Below are 13,871 nucleotides of genomic sequence, written 5' to 3'. Positions count from 1 at the left end.
CCGGTACGGCTGATCTTGCATAGGTTGGCATCTGATAAAGGCTGGAGGGATTGGCTGTGGGCTTTCGCGAGCAATGGGATAGATGGGGATGGATTGTTCCAGCTGCCGTGATTGTTTTTTTCTCTGTGCGGATGCTGTTTGGTCGCGAGGCTTTTTGTGCGGTTGGTGATGGTGAACATTGCGCGCGCGAATGGGTTTCCGCGCTAAGCGGTTACGTTGCAGCAATTGCCGCGGCGATTACCATTAGAAGCTTGTTTAAGCAGGCCGATGCGGCTCAAAAACAGACGGAATTCATGATCGGTGATGCGGCACCAACTATTGACGTCGTTCAGCATAAACATGCGCCGCAGCAGGTCGTTCTAAGGATACGCAATTGGAACCGGCGCTCCATGATTGTGCGAGAACTGCGGCTCTTGGGAGCCGACTACGTCAGGATGCTGCACATTAGATTCGACAAGGGCTCCGAAGACGGAGATATGTTTGGTTATGCACCCAGCTATACCTTCGATCCCGCACTGATGATTGAGGGATGGGTTAAGAGAGACGATGCGCCGCCGCTCGTGAAGTTCGGGCTGCACGCAATGCGTGGACAGGACGACTATCTCGACGAAGAGTGGCGATACGTGAAAATCGAAATCATCTATGAAATGGTCGGCACATCTGTGATATGCTCTCAAAAGGCGCACGTTCATCTCGTTGCTTCGAACATTCGGGCCGATCTCCTGAAATCTCTCGCTGGCGTGGAACTTGAGCTCTGATTTCATCACAAACCCTCTGCATTCAGGGTGCCGAGGTCTCGTGATGACTGATGGCGCAAGGTGACCGCCGGTATTGCTTACGTGGGCTGCGCAAGACCGTAAATCCCGGCAATGAACCGATGAAATTCACAGCTGCGGGCAATCACGGGCCGGAGGTCAAACCGCCTACAGCTCCGGCTCTTCCGTCAGCAACTCGCTCACAAAATCGAACAGGCCGTGGCGGCGGTCGCGGCGGATGCGTTCGGCGTTGACGATGCAGCTGACATGCCCGAAGGCCTCGTCGAGGTCGTCGTTGACGATGACGTAGTCGTATTCCCGCCAGTGCTCGATCTCGGCGCGGGAGTTCAGGAGGCGCGTGCGGATCACCTCTTCGGAGTCCTCGGCGCGGCGGTGCAGGCGCGACTGCAGTTCGGTCATGGTCGGCGGCAGCACGAAGATCGAGACGACGTCGGCGGCCATCTTTTCCTGCAGCTGGCGGGCGCCCTGCCAGTCGATGTCGAACAGCATGTCGCGGCCTTCGCTCATCGCCAGTTCCACCGGCTCGCGCGGGGTGCCGTAGAAATTGCCGTGCACCTCGGCCCATTCGAGCAGATCGCCGGCGTCGCGCATCTTCTCGAACTGCGGCACGGTGATGAAATGATAGTGCTTGTCGGCGATCTCGCTCGGCCGCTTAGCCCGCGTGGTGACGCTGATCGAGATTTCGAGGCTGCGATCCGCATCCAGAAGATTGCGGGCGATCGTCGACTTGCCGGCGCCCGACGGCGAGGAAAGAACCAGCATCAGTCCGCGCCGGGCGATCTTCACGGCCGGGGACGCTTTGCCCTGAGACGATGGGGCCGGGCTCATGTCTTACTCCAGATTCTGGACCTGTTCGCGGAACTGGTCGATGACGACTTTCAACTCGATGCCGGCGGACGTGACCGCGGCCGAATTGGACTTCGAACAGATAGTATTCGATTCCCGGTTAAATTCCTGTGCAAGGAAATCGAGCCGGCGACCCACCGGGCCGCCCTTGTCGATAAGCTCGCCCGCGGCCGCCACATGCGCCTTCAGCCGGTCGATCTCTTCGCGCAGATCGGCCTTGGTGGCAAGCAGGGCCGCTTCCGCATGCAGCCGGTCGCGGTCGAGCGTCGGCGCCTCCTGGAGGAGCGCTGCGAGCTGGAAGGAGAGCTTGCGGGCGATCTCTTCCGGCGTGCGGGAAGGGTCGGTCTCGACGGCCTGGGCAAGCTCGGCGATACGGGCGACCTGACCTTTGAGCACGGCTGCAAGCGCCGTGCCCTCGCCCTCGCGCATCCGCTGCAGATGACCGATCGCCTCGTCCAGGCTCGCGACGATCGCACCATCGCGGGCTGCGACCGTCTCCTCGTCCTCTTCCGCCTCGCGGATATCGACCAGGCCGCGAATGCCCATCAGCGTGTCGAGCCTCAGCGGCGAAGGATCAACGAGATCGCCGAGTTCGGCGCGCAGCGCCAGCACGGCTGCCAGCGCATCGCGGTTCAGCACCGCTTCCACCTTGGTCTCGGCAACGGTGAGGGTGAGGGTCGCCTGCAGATTGCCGCGCGAAAATTTCTCCGTGATCAGCCGGCGTACGTCCGGCTCCAGCCGTTCGAGACCCGGCGGCAGGCGCAGCCTTATATCGAGGCCCTTGCCGTTCACCGAGCGCAGTTCCCATGCATAACGGTTGCGCCCGCTCGTGCCTTCGCTGCGGGCAAAACCGGTCATGGACTGCAATGTCATCGGTGTCTCCAGATCATGCTTTCGGGAAGCGGTCAGTTGCTCTTCGGCGGCTTTTCCGCTTCGTCGCCGTCCGGCTGGCCATCCACCACTTCCGGGTTGGCGGCGCGCTCGGACTCCATTCTACGCCAACGACGGACGTTGGCATTGTGTTCCTCGAGCGTCGCGGCGAACACATGCCCGCCGGTCCCGTCGGCCACGAAATAGAGGTCCTTGGTCCGCCAGGGATTGGCGACGGCTTCGAGGGCCGCCCGGCCGGGATTGGAGATCGGGGTCGGCGGCAGGCCCTTGATCTGGTAGGTGTTATAGGGCGTCTGCTTGGCAAGGTCCGACTTGAAGATCGGCCGGTCGGAGGGTTTTCCCTCGCCGCCGAAGATGCCGTAGACGATCGTCGGGTCCGATTGCAGGCGCATGCCGCGCTGCAGCCGGTTGATGAAGACGGAGGCCACATGGGCGCGCTCGTCTTCCTTGCCGGTCTCCTTTTCGACGATCGAGGCGAGCACGACGAACTCTTCCTTGGTCTTGATCGGCAGGTCCGGGTCGCGACGCTCCCAGATCTGGTCGACCATCTTCTGCTGCGCAACCCGCATCTGCTGAATGATGTCGGCGCGCTTGCTGCCGCGCGAGAACTTGTAGGTATCGGGCCTCAAGCTTCCCTCGGTCGGCAGTTCTGACGGCAGGTCGCCTTCGAGCACCGCATCCTCGGCGAGGCGCAGCATCATCTGGCGCACCGTCAGGCCCTCCGGCATGACGACCGAATAGAGGATCGACTTGCCCGATTCCAGGATGCCCATGATGTCCTTCATGGAGGCGCGTGCCTTGATTTCGTATTCGCCGGCCTTCAGCGTCTCGCCCTTGCGCAGGTAGGTCGCCGTCACGTAGCGGAAGATGCGTGCGTCGGAGATGATGCCGTTGCGTTCGAGATTGGTGGCGATTTCCGCAAGCCCGTTGCCGGGGCGGACCATGAAATGGGTGTTGGCTTCGAGCGGGCCTGGCTGCTGGAAGGCCGAGATCATGTAGTAGAAGCCGGCAACACCGATCACGCAGAGAACGACGACCATGGTCATCAGGAAATTCAGGAAGATGACGACCTGGCTGCGTGCCTTCTTGGAACGGCGGGGCGGTTCCGGAACGCGCTCGGGCTTCAGGGCCTCGTTCGGCGATTTCGGAATAATCGGCCCTCTGCCATTGCCGGGCGGCAATTCACTGACATGATTCGTATCGTTCAACCGCGCCCCCCGGGGTTAACGCCCCCCTACAGACTCAAAGACTTTAGACCTGCTTCTGGCCAACCAATGCGGCGAAAAACAGGTCCCGAAGATGATACGAGCCGAGCCGCGAGTCCAGCCGGCATATGTTTCAGGGCAAGCCCTAAAAATCAGGCTTCGTAGCGGCGCAGCACGAGAGATGCGTTGGTGCCGCCGAAACCGAAGGAGTTCGACAGCGCGACGTTGATCTCGCGCTTGCGCGCCTTGTGAGGCACGAGGTCGATCGCCGTCTCGACATCGGGATTGTCGAGGTTGAGCGTCGGCGGCGCGATGTTGTCGCGAATGGCGAGCGCCGAGAAGATCGCCTCGACCGCACCGGCAGCACCGAGAAGATGGCCGATCGCCGACTTGGTCGACGACATGGAGATCTTCGAGGCGGCGTTGCCGACCAGACGCTCGACCGCGCCGAGCTCGATCGTGTCGGCCATGGTCGAGGTGCCGTGGGCGTTGATGTAGTCGACGTCCGACGCCGAAATACCCGCACGCTTCAGCGCCGCGGTCATGCAGCGGAACGCACCGTCGCCGTCTTCCGAAGGCGCGGTGATGTGGAAGGCGTCGCCGGACATGCCGTAGCCAACCACTTCCGCGTAAATCTTGGCGCCACGGGCCTTGGCATGTTCCAGCTCCTCCAGAACCACGATGCCGGCGCCCTCGCCCATGACGAAACCGTCGCGGTCGCGGTCATAGGGGCGCGAGGCCTTCTGCGGATCGTCGTTGTGCTGGGTCGAAAGCGCCTTGCAGGCGGCGAAGCCGGCCAGCGAAATGCGGCAGATCGGCGATTCCGCGCCGCCGGCAACCATCACCTCGGCGTCGCCAAAGGCGATCATCCGGGCGGCGTCGCCGATTGCGTGGGCGCCGGTGGAACAGGCCGTGACGACGGCGTGGTTCGGTCCGCGCAGCTTGTGGCGGATCGACACCTGGCCGGAGACGAGATTGATCAGCCGGCCGGGAATGAAGAAGGGCGAGATGCGGCGCGGACCCTTGTCGCGCAGCGTATAGCCTGCCTCGACAATGCCTTCGAGGCCGCCGATGCCCGAACCGATCAGCACGCCGGTGGCGATCTGGTCCTCGTCGGTCTTCGGATGCCAGCCGGCATCTTCGAGCGCCATTTCGGCGGCGGCCACGCCGTAGATGATGAAGGGATCGACCTTGCGCTGTTCCTTCGGCTCCATCCACTGGTCCACGTTGAACGTGCCATCGGAACCGTCGCCGACAGGAATGCGGCAGGCGATCTTTGCGGGAAGGTCTTCGACCTCGAATTCAGTGACGACGCGGGCGGAGTTCTCGCCGGCCAGCAAGCGCGACCAGCTGACTTCCGTTCCGCATCCGAGAGGAGATACCATGCCGGTACCGGTGATAACGACCCGTCTCATCGCCAGTGCCCTACCCTATAATTTTTTCTCGATTTTCAGGGCCCAAGCCCCAATTGCTGAAACGGCCCGAACAAGCGGGCCGTTTTCGGGACCTGCCTTGCGGCGTCATCCCCACTATGTCGGGTTGATCAGGCCTGGGCCTTCTCGATGAACTTCACAGCGTCGCCGACGGTCAGGATGGAATCGGCAGCGTCGTCAGGGATCTCAACGCCGAATTCTTCCTCGAAAGCCATGACCAGTTCGACGGTGTCGAGCGAGTCCGCACCGAGATCGTCGATGAAGCTTGCGCCTTCGACGACTTTGTCGGCGTCGACGCCGAGGTGGTCAATAACAATTTTCTTAACGCGTTCTGCGATATCGCTCATGTCGGTTTCCTCGACCTTTGTCTTTATCGAATGCCCGATCGGCATCCGCACCCTGTTAAAAACCTGCGACCGCCGCTTGTTCAGCGCCGATGCGGGCAAACCCGTTCTCCCCTTTTCAGGTTCCGATCCTATTGCACTCACGCAATATGACGGCCTGCATTTCAGGGTGACCATTCACAGTCATGGCCCGCTTAACATGGTTTCCGTGTTCAGCAAAGCCAGAATTTGTTCCATTGCACAGCCGCCAACAACCGATTGTAACGTGTTTTCCTGAAGGCGGCACTCAATCAGATCATCGCCATGCCGCCGTTGACATGCAGGGTCTGGCCGGTGACGTAGCCAGCCTCGCTCGAGGCGAGATAAAGGACCGCTGACGCGATGTCCGATCCGGCGCCCATGCGCTTCATCGGAATGGCGCCGAGGATCGCCTCTTTCTGCTTGTCGTTGAGCTTGCCGGTCATCGCGCTGTCGATGAAGCCCGGCGCGACGCAGTTGACCGTCACGTTGCGGGTAGCGATCTCCGCCGCCAGCGATTTGGAAAAACCGATCATGCCGGCCTTGGAGGCGCAGTAATTGGTCTGGCCCGGATTGCCGGTGACGCCGACCACAGAGGTGATGTTGATGATGCGGCCGTAACGGCGGCGCATCATCGGGTGGGTGAGTTCGCGGGTCAGGCGGAAGACCGCCGTGAGATTGACTTCCAGAACCGCATCCCAGTCCTCGTCGCTCATGCGCACGAACAGGCCGTCCTTGGTGATACCGGCATTGTTGACGAGGATGTCAACGCCTTCGAGCTCGGCCTCGGCCTTTTCGCCGAGCGCCTTCACTTCGGCGCGGTCCGAGAGGTTGGCCGGAAAGATCTTGACCCGGTCACCGAGTTCGGAGGCGAGCGCCTCGAGCTTCTCGACGCGCGTGCCGTGCAGGCCGACTGTGGCGCCCCGGCTATGCAGCATCCGGGCGATCTCTTCGCCGAGCCCGCCGGTTGCGCCCGTCACCAATGCCTTGCGGCCGGTCAAATCAAACATGATCGTGTTCCTTCGCGTGTCTTTGGGTCTCAGCAGGGGGTTTCAGCCGAGAATGGCTGTGAGCGCGGCTTCGATATCGGCCGGCGTGTTGACGGCAATGCCGGAGATATTCTTGTCGATGCGACGGGCAAGGCCGGTCAGCACTTTTCCCGAGCCGATCTCGTAAAGGGTCGTCACGCCGTTGGCGCCGAACCATTCCACCGTCTCACGCCAACGGACCTGGCCGGTGACCTGGGTGACCAGCAGCTTGGCAATCTCGTCGGCATCGTAGACCGGTACGGCGCGTACGTTGGCGATGACCGGGACGACCGGGTTGTTCTTCGCCACCTTGTCGAGCGCGTGGCGCATTGCGTCGGCTGCCGGCGCCATCAGGTCGCTGTGGAAGGGTGCGGAGACCGGCAGCATGATGGCGCGCTTGGCGCCCTTTTCGGTCGCAAGCCCTGCTGCCTTTTCGACCGCTGCCTTGGAGCCGGAGATGACCAGCTGGCCGCCACCATTGTCGTTGGCGATCTGGCAGATGCCGGCCTCGCGCGCTTCGGCGCAGATCGCGTCGACATCGCCGTGCTCAAGGCCGATAATCGCCGCCATGGCGCCCTGCCCGACAGGCACCGCCGACTGCATGGCATCGCCACGGATGCGCAGCAGGCGTGCCGTATCGGCGAGCGAAAAGGTGCCGGCGGCGCAAAGAGCAGAGTATTCTCCGAGCGAATGGCCGGCAACGAAGGAGACCTTGTCGGCGAGCTTCAAGCCGCGCGCTTCCATCACCCGGATCGCTGCGACCGAGACGGCCATCAGCGCCGGCTGCGCGTTGGCGGTCAGCGTCAGCGTTTCTTCCGGTCCGTTCCACATGATGTCGGAGAGCTTCTGGCCGAGCGCCTCGTCGACTTCATCGAAGACGGCGCGGGCTTCGGGAAAAGCCTCCGCCAGATCCTTGCCCATGCCGACAGCCTGGCTGCCCTGGCCGGGGAACGTGAATGCGATCGTGCTCATGGGATGATTTCCTTCCCTTATGTTTTGCCCTCTCCATTCACATTCCGGCCCGGAGAGTCAAGGGCGGCGCGGTTTTCGGGGCCTTTTCCGGCCCGTTGTCCCCTTGCGCTTCGTCAAATCGCGCTTAGAGTGCCGCCGACTTTTTGAGGACGGGATCTGTCGGCATGAAATACAAGAAACTTGGGCGCACGGACCTCTCCGTGTCGGAAATCTGCCTCGGCACGATGACCTGGGGCACCCAGAATTCGGAAGCCGAAGCCCATGAACAGATGGACTACGCGTTCGAGAACGGCATCAACTTCTTCGACACCGCCGAGCTCTATCCGACCACGCCAGCCGGCCCCGCCACCTATGGCCGTACCGAGGAATATATCGGCACCTGGCTGAAGAAGAATGCGGCCAAGCGCAAGGACCTCGTCCTCGCCACGAAGATCGCCGGCAGCGGCCGCCCGCATATCCGCGACGGACGCGACATCGAGTCCGCCACCATCCGCCAGGCCGTCAACGCCAGCCTGACCCGCCTGCAGACCGATTATCTCGACCTCTACCAGATCCACTGGCCGAACCGCGGCACCTTCCATTTCCGCAATTCCTGGACCTTCGATGTTTCGCAGCAGGACCGCGACAAGGCCGCCGCCGAAATTGCCGAAATCCTCGAAACGCTCGGCGAGCTGGTGAAGGAAGGCAAGCTGCGGGCCGCCGGCCTGTCCAACGAAAGTGCCTGGGGCGCGATGAAATACCTGCGCCTGTCGGAGAAAAAGGCCCTGCCGCGCATCGCCTCGCTGCAGAACGAATACAATCTCCTCTACCGGCACTTCGATCTCGACCTTGCGGAGGTCGCCCATCACGAGGATGTCGGGCTGATGGCCTACTCGCCGCTCGCCGCCGGCCTCCTCACCGGCAAGTACCAGAACGGCGCAAGGCCGGAGGGCTCTCGGGCGACGATCAACACGGATCTCGGCGGCCGCCTGACACCGTACCAGGAGCCGGCCGTGAAGGCCTATCTCGAGGTCGCCGAAAAGCACGGCCTAGACCTCGCCCAGATGGCGCTCGCCTTCTGCCTGTCGCGCCCGTTCATGACGTCGATCATCATCGGCGCGACGTCGATGGCCCAGCTGAAGCACGACATGGCGGCTGCGGACGTCACGCTGTCGGACGACGTGTTCGCGGACATCGCCAGGGTTCATCGGCAGTATCCTATGCCGCTCTGATACGGCGATCTTCAGGTTTTGCTCGAGGGATGCTCTGCCGCCGCAAAGCATCCCTTTTTCTTTACCAAGCGCTTACCGCGCAAAGCGATGCCGCTGTTTTGCAGCCCTCAACTCCGATAAGCTGTTCTCAATCAATGTCCGGCATGATGGCGGGTGAAAGACAGGACCTGCGGCCTCTGGGCTGCATGCCGGAGGACAGAGCCATCACCAGTATCACCAACGCCTTCTACCGGAACTCCAATGCGGCGAGCTATGCATCGCTGCTGTTTTCCGGTCCGTCCGTTTCGGCAGGCCAGTCATCCGGCAGCGCCCAGGGCTTAGGCCCGGCCAGCGCGGGCGGCATCGAGCCCGACACGCAGGGACCGGCGCAGCGGGCGCTGGCGCGGATCGTCGAGATCCTGGCACTCGGCAAAGCCGACGACCCATCGGAGGTGAATGTCAGCGAAAGCCTCGGCTATATCACCCATGCCTCCGGCAGCGAAGGCGACGACAGTCTGACGATGACCGGCCGCGCCGTCTACGATGTCGATAGCGGAGCCGGTGACGATACGTTGAAGATCAAAACCGCCTCGCTCTCCGGCGTCGATGCCGGCGAAGGCGCCGACAAGATCGAGGCGAAGGCCGACCTGCTGCGTGGCATAGATGGCGGCGCCGGCAAGGACGACATCCAGCTTGCAGGAAAGCTGGCGATGGACGTGTCCGGTGGCAGCGGCGCCGACAGCATCCGGATATCGGCCGAAACGATGACCGGCATCGATGGTGGCGATGGCGACGATATCCTCTATCTCGAAGGACGCCGCATCTTTGCGTCCGGTGGCGCCGGCAACGACACGGTGACCATCCACCAGACCGGCAAACCGGCCGGCAAGGGCGTCGTCGAATACACGTTCGGCAAGAATGGCGGCCAGGACACGATCGCCACCGACGGCCCGATCTCGCTGCGGTTCGACGGTTATTTCGAGAAGGATGTCAGCATTTCGATCAAGGACAATGTGCTGACCGCCTCCTTCGAGGGCTCGGACGACAAGATCACAGTGACGCTCGACGAGAAGGCGCTGAAGGGCAGCGTCTTGTCCTATGGCTTCGCTTTCGAAAATGGACAGACCGTCCTCAAGATCGGCTGATCCAATCTTCCAAGCAAAAGCATGCCCCCCGGGACATTATCGGGGATATCGCCGGTTCTCCCGGCGATATCCGATAGTTATGTCCGATAGTTCACTCCGTCGGCGGTGCTGCTGGCTCGACGACGGGCTCGGGGACAGGGATCGGCACCGGCCGGAACGGCGCGGCATCGACCGGCAGGCCCGACAGGCGGATGATGGTCGGCAGCCCCCATTTGCGGCCGTTGACCTGTTCATCGGCGTTGAGGCCGGGCTTGCCGGCAGCGATCAGATCCGCCTCGACGCTGTCGAGCAGCTCATCCTTGTCGGGCGTCCATCCGGGCTCCAGGTTGAAGAACGACAGCGGATCGCCCTTCAGCAGCCCTGCAAAGGTCGCCGCGACGATGATCGAGCCGAGTGTGCCTAAGCGATCGCCGGCGCCGCCCACGGTCAGCGTCGAGCCCTCGACCTGGGGGTCGAATTCGGCCTCCCGCAGGATGTAGTACCAGAGGGCCTCCCGCTCATCCTCGTTGATCTTGATGATCGGGACGTCGAGCAGCTTGGCGACCTCGATCGCTGAAGGCAGCTGCATCCTGACGCCGCGTACCAGATTGCGGGCCGCCAGCACGTTGAGGATTCTGGTGTTGTCGCCCGGCTTGTCGGGATCCTCCGGCAGTTCGCGTAGCGCATTCGCCAGCACGCCGTCGAACTTGCGGGCAACCTGCGGGAATGTCGGCCGCACGGAGGACGACATCCTGAGGAACCAGTCCCACTGGACGACCCGGTCCGGGTGCAGCGCGCGAAACCCTCTGAGGTCCTCGGCATTGAACTTGAAGGTCGGCGTGAAGACGCCGACGCCCTTGGCGAAATTCGTCTGGTAGCCGTTGCGGACCAGCGAATGCCCGAACCGGTAGGCGGCGACCGAAAACTCCAGCGGCATGAACGGATTGTTCTTCCAGTCGTAGACGTCTTCGTAACCGAGCTCCCAGAAGGTGCGCCCGTTGCCGGCGTCGCGATCCTTGCGAAGCGCCCGCTTGTGGACGGAGGGATCGCAGATGCGAGCCATGTAGTCGTGCCAGATAATCCACTGGTAGAGCCGCCGCAGCGTCTTCCGTGCCGCTTCAAAGGCCTTCCTGGACGACATGCCCTTCTTGACCGCCGCCTTGACGAGCGTGTTATGGGCCAGAAGGAAGGCCAGGTGCAGCTGGGAGACAATGGCGTTCTCGTCATTGCGCGGGTCGCCGATCAGGGCGGTATCCTGGCCTGCGGCGCGCGGCAGATCCTTGAACGGCGTGCCGGCGATCTCGCTGATCCGAAAACAGCCCGGCGCAGTCTTGTCATAGAGATAGGGCTGCGCGTCCGGCCCCTGTCCGTAGATGCAATCGAGATCGAGCCTCGGCGTCCGGAAGTTATGGAGCCGGTTCGGATCGAGCTCGGCTTCGCTGAGCGGCGTCGTGTCCAGCGTCAGGTCATGGTCGATGAACTGACCGAAATAGACGTAACCTGACGGAAGTTTGGAGTCGCCCGCGGGCGGCGCCGTCGTATCGACCATCTTGGTCGCTACAAAATCCATGAAATAGGCTTCCAATGCCGCAGCACTACCTATCCCTGCACCTGTAAAACCGGTTGTATCCGGCTCCCAGCCCGGAAGCTCGGGAAACAACCGCCCGAAACCTCCCTGGTAAAATCGAGAACGTGGTGCGGTTACTTCAAAATTCTTCTCTCCATGATGCATAACAAATTCCCCTCCACCTTGGTTGAATACCCTCCAGCACTTTTCCCGCGGCGAACTATACTCCGATTACTCGGATTTTCAACCTGAAGATTTGTTAACTCTACCTTAAGTATAATTAAGATATCGCTAATTGATTACATTCGATGAACCGCCCTTGCCTTCTCTCTAAAAATCCGTATAAGCGCGCTGTTCGCAACACCCGGTCTTCTGGCTGGTGGCTGAACGGAGGGCAGGTTTGCCGCAAGGCAAGCCGCAGGGACCATAGGGTCCAAGCCTCCCGTGTCTCCGCTCTCGACCGTCTCGATACAACACTTTTCTTGCCTGGGGTTTCCCCGTTCAGGAGCAGTCGTTGAGGCTTAGCCGCCGAGGTCCGGGTAGACAACCGCAAGAAAAGGCAAAGCTACATGGCTCTTTACGAACACGTATTCCTTGCCCGGCAGGATATGTCCGCTCAGCAGGTTGATGCCCTCGTCGAACAGTACAAGGGCGTCATCGAAGCTAACGGCGGCAAAGTCGGGCGCATTGAAAACTGGGGCCTCAAGTCCCTCACCTACCGCATCAACAAGAACCGCAAGGCTCATTACGCCCTGATGGACATCGACGCACCGGCTCCGGCCGTGCACGAGATGGAACGCCAGATGCGCATCAACGAAGACATTCTTCGCTACATGACGATCGCCGTCGAGAAGCATGAAGAAGGTCCGTCGGCGATGATGCAGAAGCGCGACCGTGACGACCGCCCGCGCCGTGATGGCGACGACCGTGGTCCGCGCCGCGAATTCGGCGACCGTCCGCCGCGCCGCGAAGGCGGCTTCGGCGACCGTCCGGACCGTGGTCCGCGTGAAGGCGGCTTCGAGCGCCGTCCGCGCGAAGACCGTGCGTAATAGAGGCTAAGGAGAAAAGACCATGGCTGACGTATCATCATCCTCCTCCCAGGCACGCCGTCCGTTCCATCGCCGCCGCAAGACCTGCCCGTTCTCGGGTGCCAATGCGCCGAAGATCGACTACAAGGACGTACGCCTCCTGCAGCGCTACATTTCCGAGCGCGGCAAGATCGTTCCGTCCCGCATCACGGCCGTTTCCCAGAAGAAGCAGCGCGAACTCGCCCAGGCGATCAAGCGCGCCCGCTTCCTCGGCCTGCTGCCCTACGTCGTAGCGTAATTACGAATACCGGACCCGCTGATGAAGAGTCAGCGGGTCTATCCCTTCCGCGATGGGCGCGGATCGGAATTTCCAAATCCCATGTTGGGGATGAAGTACCTGAGAGATAGATTCAGGTGTGATCCCCTAACTGCTTCAAAAAGCAGGACAGCGAGACCGTGACGAACAAGATACAGACAGTGCTGCCCACCGGCATCCTTGCCGGCATTGCCGCCACCCTGCTCGTGCTGGGTGCGAATGCGCAGCTGTCGATCTTACTGTTCGTCCTCTATGCGGCCTCCGCCCTTCCGATCCTAGTCGCCGGCCTCGGCTGGGGCAATCGTGCCGCGATGATCGGAATATTGACCGCTTCCGTGCTTGGAGCCATCCTCGTATCACCCCTCTTTGCATTCGGGATGGTGATCTTCACGCTGGCCCCGGCCGGCTGGCTCAGCCACCTTGCCAATCTGGCTCGTCCAGCCGACGAGCTTGGCGGCCCGGACCATCTGATGGCCTGGTATCCGATCTCGGACATTCTGCTCCATCTGTGCGCCCTTGTTGCGATCGCAGCTTTCGCCCTAGGCGTCATGATGGGTTATGGACCAGAGGTCATCGACCAAGCATTTGATGGACTCGTCGCAGCTATTCAGGCCCAGGAGCCAACATTTACGGCCGACCAAGCCGGCATTGCCTATACAAAAAAATGGCTTCTGTTAGCTACGCCCTTGGTGATGAGCGGCTTCTGGGTCGTGCTGCTGTTTGCGGCGTTCTATATTGCCGTACGCATTGTCTCCCGTTCCGGTCGGGCTTTGCGTCCGCGTGAGGACATGCCCTCAGCGCTGCGTATGAACCGGCATGCAATCTTCATCTTCCTCGCAGGCATTGTCATGATCTTCGCGGGTGGCATTCCTGCCCTGATCGGCGCGACAATCTGCGGGACGTTCGGCGCCGGTTTTGTAATGGCAGGCTTCGCCTCCATCCATTTCCGAACCCAAGGCAAGAGCTGGCGGATTCCAGCGCTCGTCCTCTGCTACATGTCTTCCATTGTTACGCTGCCGGCGATCGCGATTCTCATTCTGGGACTTTCCGACACGCGACGGACGATTGCACTGACACCGGTCAAGGGTGCCAACCCTCCGACCACTCCTGAAAAAAACAAGATTGACTGATCG

General features: G+C 61.6%; 15 protein-coding genes. 7 read left to right on the top strand and 8 right to left on the bottom strand.

Features of this window, described 5'->3' with window-relative positions; all coding sequences use genetic code 11:
• Positions 1-56 precede the first annotated feature (56 nt).
• Positions 57-758 carry a hypothetical protein gene (locus tag ACSQ3G_RS04645; RefSeq protein ID WP_436109218.1) on the top strand — a complete coding sequence of 234 codons (702 nt, stop codon included), beginning with the start codon at positions 57-59 and terminating at the stop codon, positions 756-758.
• A 165-nt stretch (positions 759-923) separates the two neighbouring features.
• Here ACSQ3G_RS04645 and gmk read toward each other — a convergent pair whose 3' ends face one another.
• From gmk to ACSQ3G_RS04620, 5 genes are all read right to left on the bottom strand, one after another.
• The gene (gene gmk, locus ACSQ3G_RS04640) at positions 924-1,604 is read right to left on the bottom strand and encodes a guanylate kinase (RefSeq protein ID WP_046636472.1); all 681 of its coding nucleotides are present in this window, start codon (positions 1,602-1,604) and stop codon (positions 924-926) included.
• 3 nt (positions 1,605-1,607) lie between these two features.
• Positions 1,608-2,495, bottom strand: a complete 888-nt coding sequence (locus ACSQ3G_RS04635) for a YicC/YloC family endoribonuclease (protein WP_436109217.1) — start codon at positions 2,493-2,495, stop codon at positions 1,608-1,610.
• A 32-nt stretch (positions 2,496-2,527) separates the two neighbouring features.
• The gene (gene mltG, locus ACSQ3G_RS04630) at positions 2,528-3,721 is read right to left on the bottom strand and encodes an endolytic transglycosylase MltG (protein ID WP_105437290.1); all 1,194 of its coding nucleotides are present in this window, start codon (positions 3,719-3,721) and stop codon (positions 2,528-2,530) included.
• A 149-nt stretch (positions 3,722-3,870) separates the two neighbouring features.
• Positions 3,871-5,133 (bottom strand): beta-ketoacyl-ACP synthase II, encoded by a 1,263-nt coding sequence (fabF, locus tag ACSQ3G_RS04625; protein ID WP_436109216.1) that lies wholly within the window; start codon positions 5,131-5,133, stop codon positions 3,871-3,873.
• Positions 5,134-5,261: 128 nt separating this feature from the next.
• Complete coding sequence (locus tag ACSQ3G_RS04620; RefSeq protein WP_003502080.1) at positions 5,262-5,498, bottom strand: acyl carrier protein; 237 nt, start codon at positions 5,496-5,498, stop codon at positions 5,262-5,264.
• On the opposite strand from ACSQ3G_RS04620, the gene ACSQ3G_RS04615 reads away from it, so the two are divergent.
• Positions 5,497-5,772, top strand: a complete 276-nt coding sequence (locus ACSQ3G_RS04615; protein ID WP_172724109.1) for a hypothetical protein — start codon at positions 5,497-5,499, stop codon at positions 5,770-5,772. The genes ACSQ3G_RS04620 and ACSQ3G_RS04615 overlap by 2 nt on opposite strands.
• Before the next feature lie 13 nt (positions 5,773-5,785).
• Here the strand turns inward: ACSQ3G_RS04615 and fabG are convergent, their stop codons facing one another.
• Together fabG and fabD are read right to left on the bottom strand one after the other, a co-directional pair.
• Positions 5,786-6,523 (bottom strand): 3-oxoacyl-[acyl-carrier-protein] reductase, encoded by a 738-nt coding sequence (fabG, locus tag ACSQ3G_RS04610; protein WP_046636468.1) that lies wholly within the window; start codon positions 6,521-6,523, stop codon positions 5,786-5,788.
• Between the two features lie 42 nt (positions 6,524-6,565).
• Positions 6,566-7,513: an ACP S-malonyltransferase gene (gene fabD, locus ACSQ3G_RS04605; RefSeq protein ID WP_436109215.1), complete on the bottom strand. Its 948-nt coding sequence runs from the start codon at positions 7,511-7,513 to the stop codon at positions 6,566-6,568.
• Positions 7,514-7,677: 164 nt separating this feature from the next.
• On the opposite strand from fabD, the gene ACSQ3G_RS04600 reads away from it, so the two are divergent.
• Together ACSQ3G_RS04600 and ACSQ3G_RS04595 are read left to right on the top strand one after the other, a co-directional pair.
• Positions 7,678-8,724, top strand: a complete 1,047-nt coding sequence (locus ACSQ3G_RS04600) for an aldo/keto reductase (RefSeq protein WP_436109214.1) — start codon at positions 7,678-7,680, stop codon at positions 8,722-8,724.
• A gap of 185 nt (positions 8,725-8,909) precedes the next feature.
• Positions 8,910-9,848, top strand: coding sequence for an RTX toxin (locus ACSQ3G_RS04595; protein ID WP_436109213.1), 939 nt, complete (start codon positions 8,910-8,912; stop codon positions 9,846-9,848).
• 91 nt (positions 9,849-9,939) lie between these two features.
• On the opposite strand, the gene ACSQ3G_RS04590 is transcribed toward ACSQ3G_RS04595, so the two are convergent.
• Positions 9,940-11,397, bottom strand: coding sequence for a peroxidase family protein (locus ACSQ3G_RS04590; protein WP_436109212.1), 1,458 nt, complete (start codon positions 11,395-11,397; stop codon positions 9,940-9,942).
• Positions 11,398-11,963: 566 nt separating this feature from the next.
• Between ACSQ3G_RS04590 and rpsF the strand changes: the two genes are divergently transcribed.
• The 3 genes from rpsF to ACSQ3G_RS04575 all read left to right on the top strand — a co-directional run bounded on the left by rpsF (position 11,964) and on the right by ACSQ3G_RS04575 (position 13,868).
• Positions 11,964-12,443, top strand: coding sequence for a 30S ribosomal protein S6 (gene rpsF / locus ACSQ3G_RS04585; RefSeq protein ID WP_046636463.1), 480 nt, complete (start codon positions 11,964-11,966; stop codon positions 12,441-12,443).
• Between the two features lie 22 nt (positions 12,444-12,465).
• Positions 12,466-12,720, top strand: coding sequence for a 30S ribosomal protein S18 (gene rpsR, locus ACSQ3G_RS04580; protein ID WP_007771634.1), 255 nt, complete (start codon positions 12,466-12,468; stop codon positions 12,718-12,720).
• Positions 12,721-12,878: 158 nt separating this feature from the next.
• The gene (locus tag ACSQ3G_RS04575; RefSeq protein WP_436109211.1) at positions 12,879-13,868 is read left to right on the top strand and encodes a DUF2232 domain-containing protein; all 990 of its coding nucleotides are present in this window, start codon (positions 12,879-12,881) and stop codon (positions 13,866-13,868) included.
• Positions 13,869-13,871: the final 3 nt, after the last annotated feature.

Origin of the sequence: Neorhizobium tomejilense (assembly GCF_964254135.1) — a bacterium.
Taxonomy (GTDB): Bacteria; Pseudomonadota; Alphaproteobacteria; order Rhizobiales; family Rhizobiaceae; genus Neorhizobium; species Neorhizobium tomejilense.
This window is presented reverse-complemented; position numbering and strand designations above follow the sequence as displayed.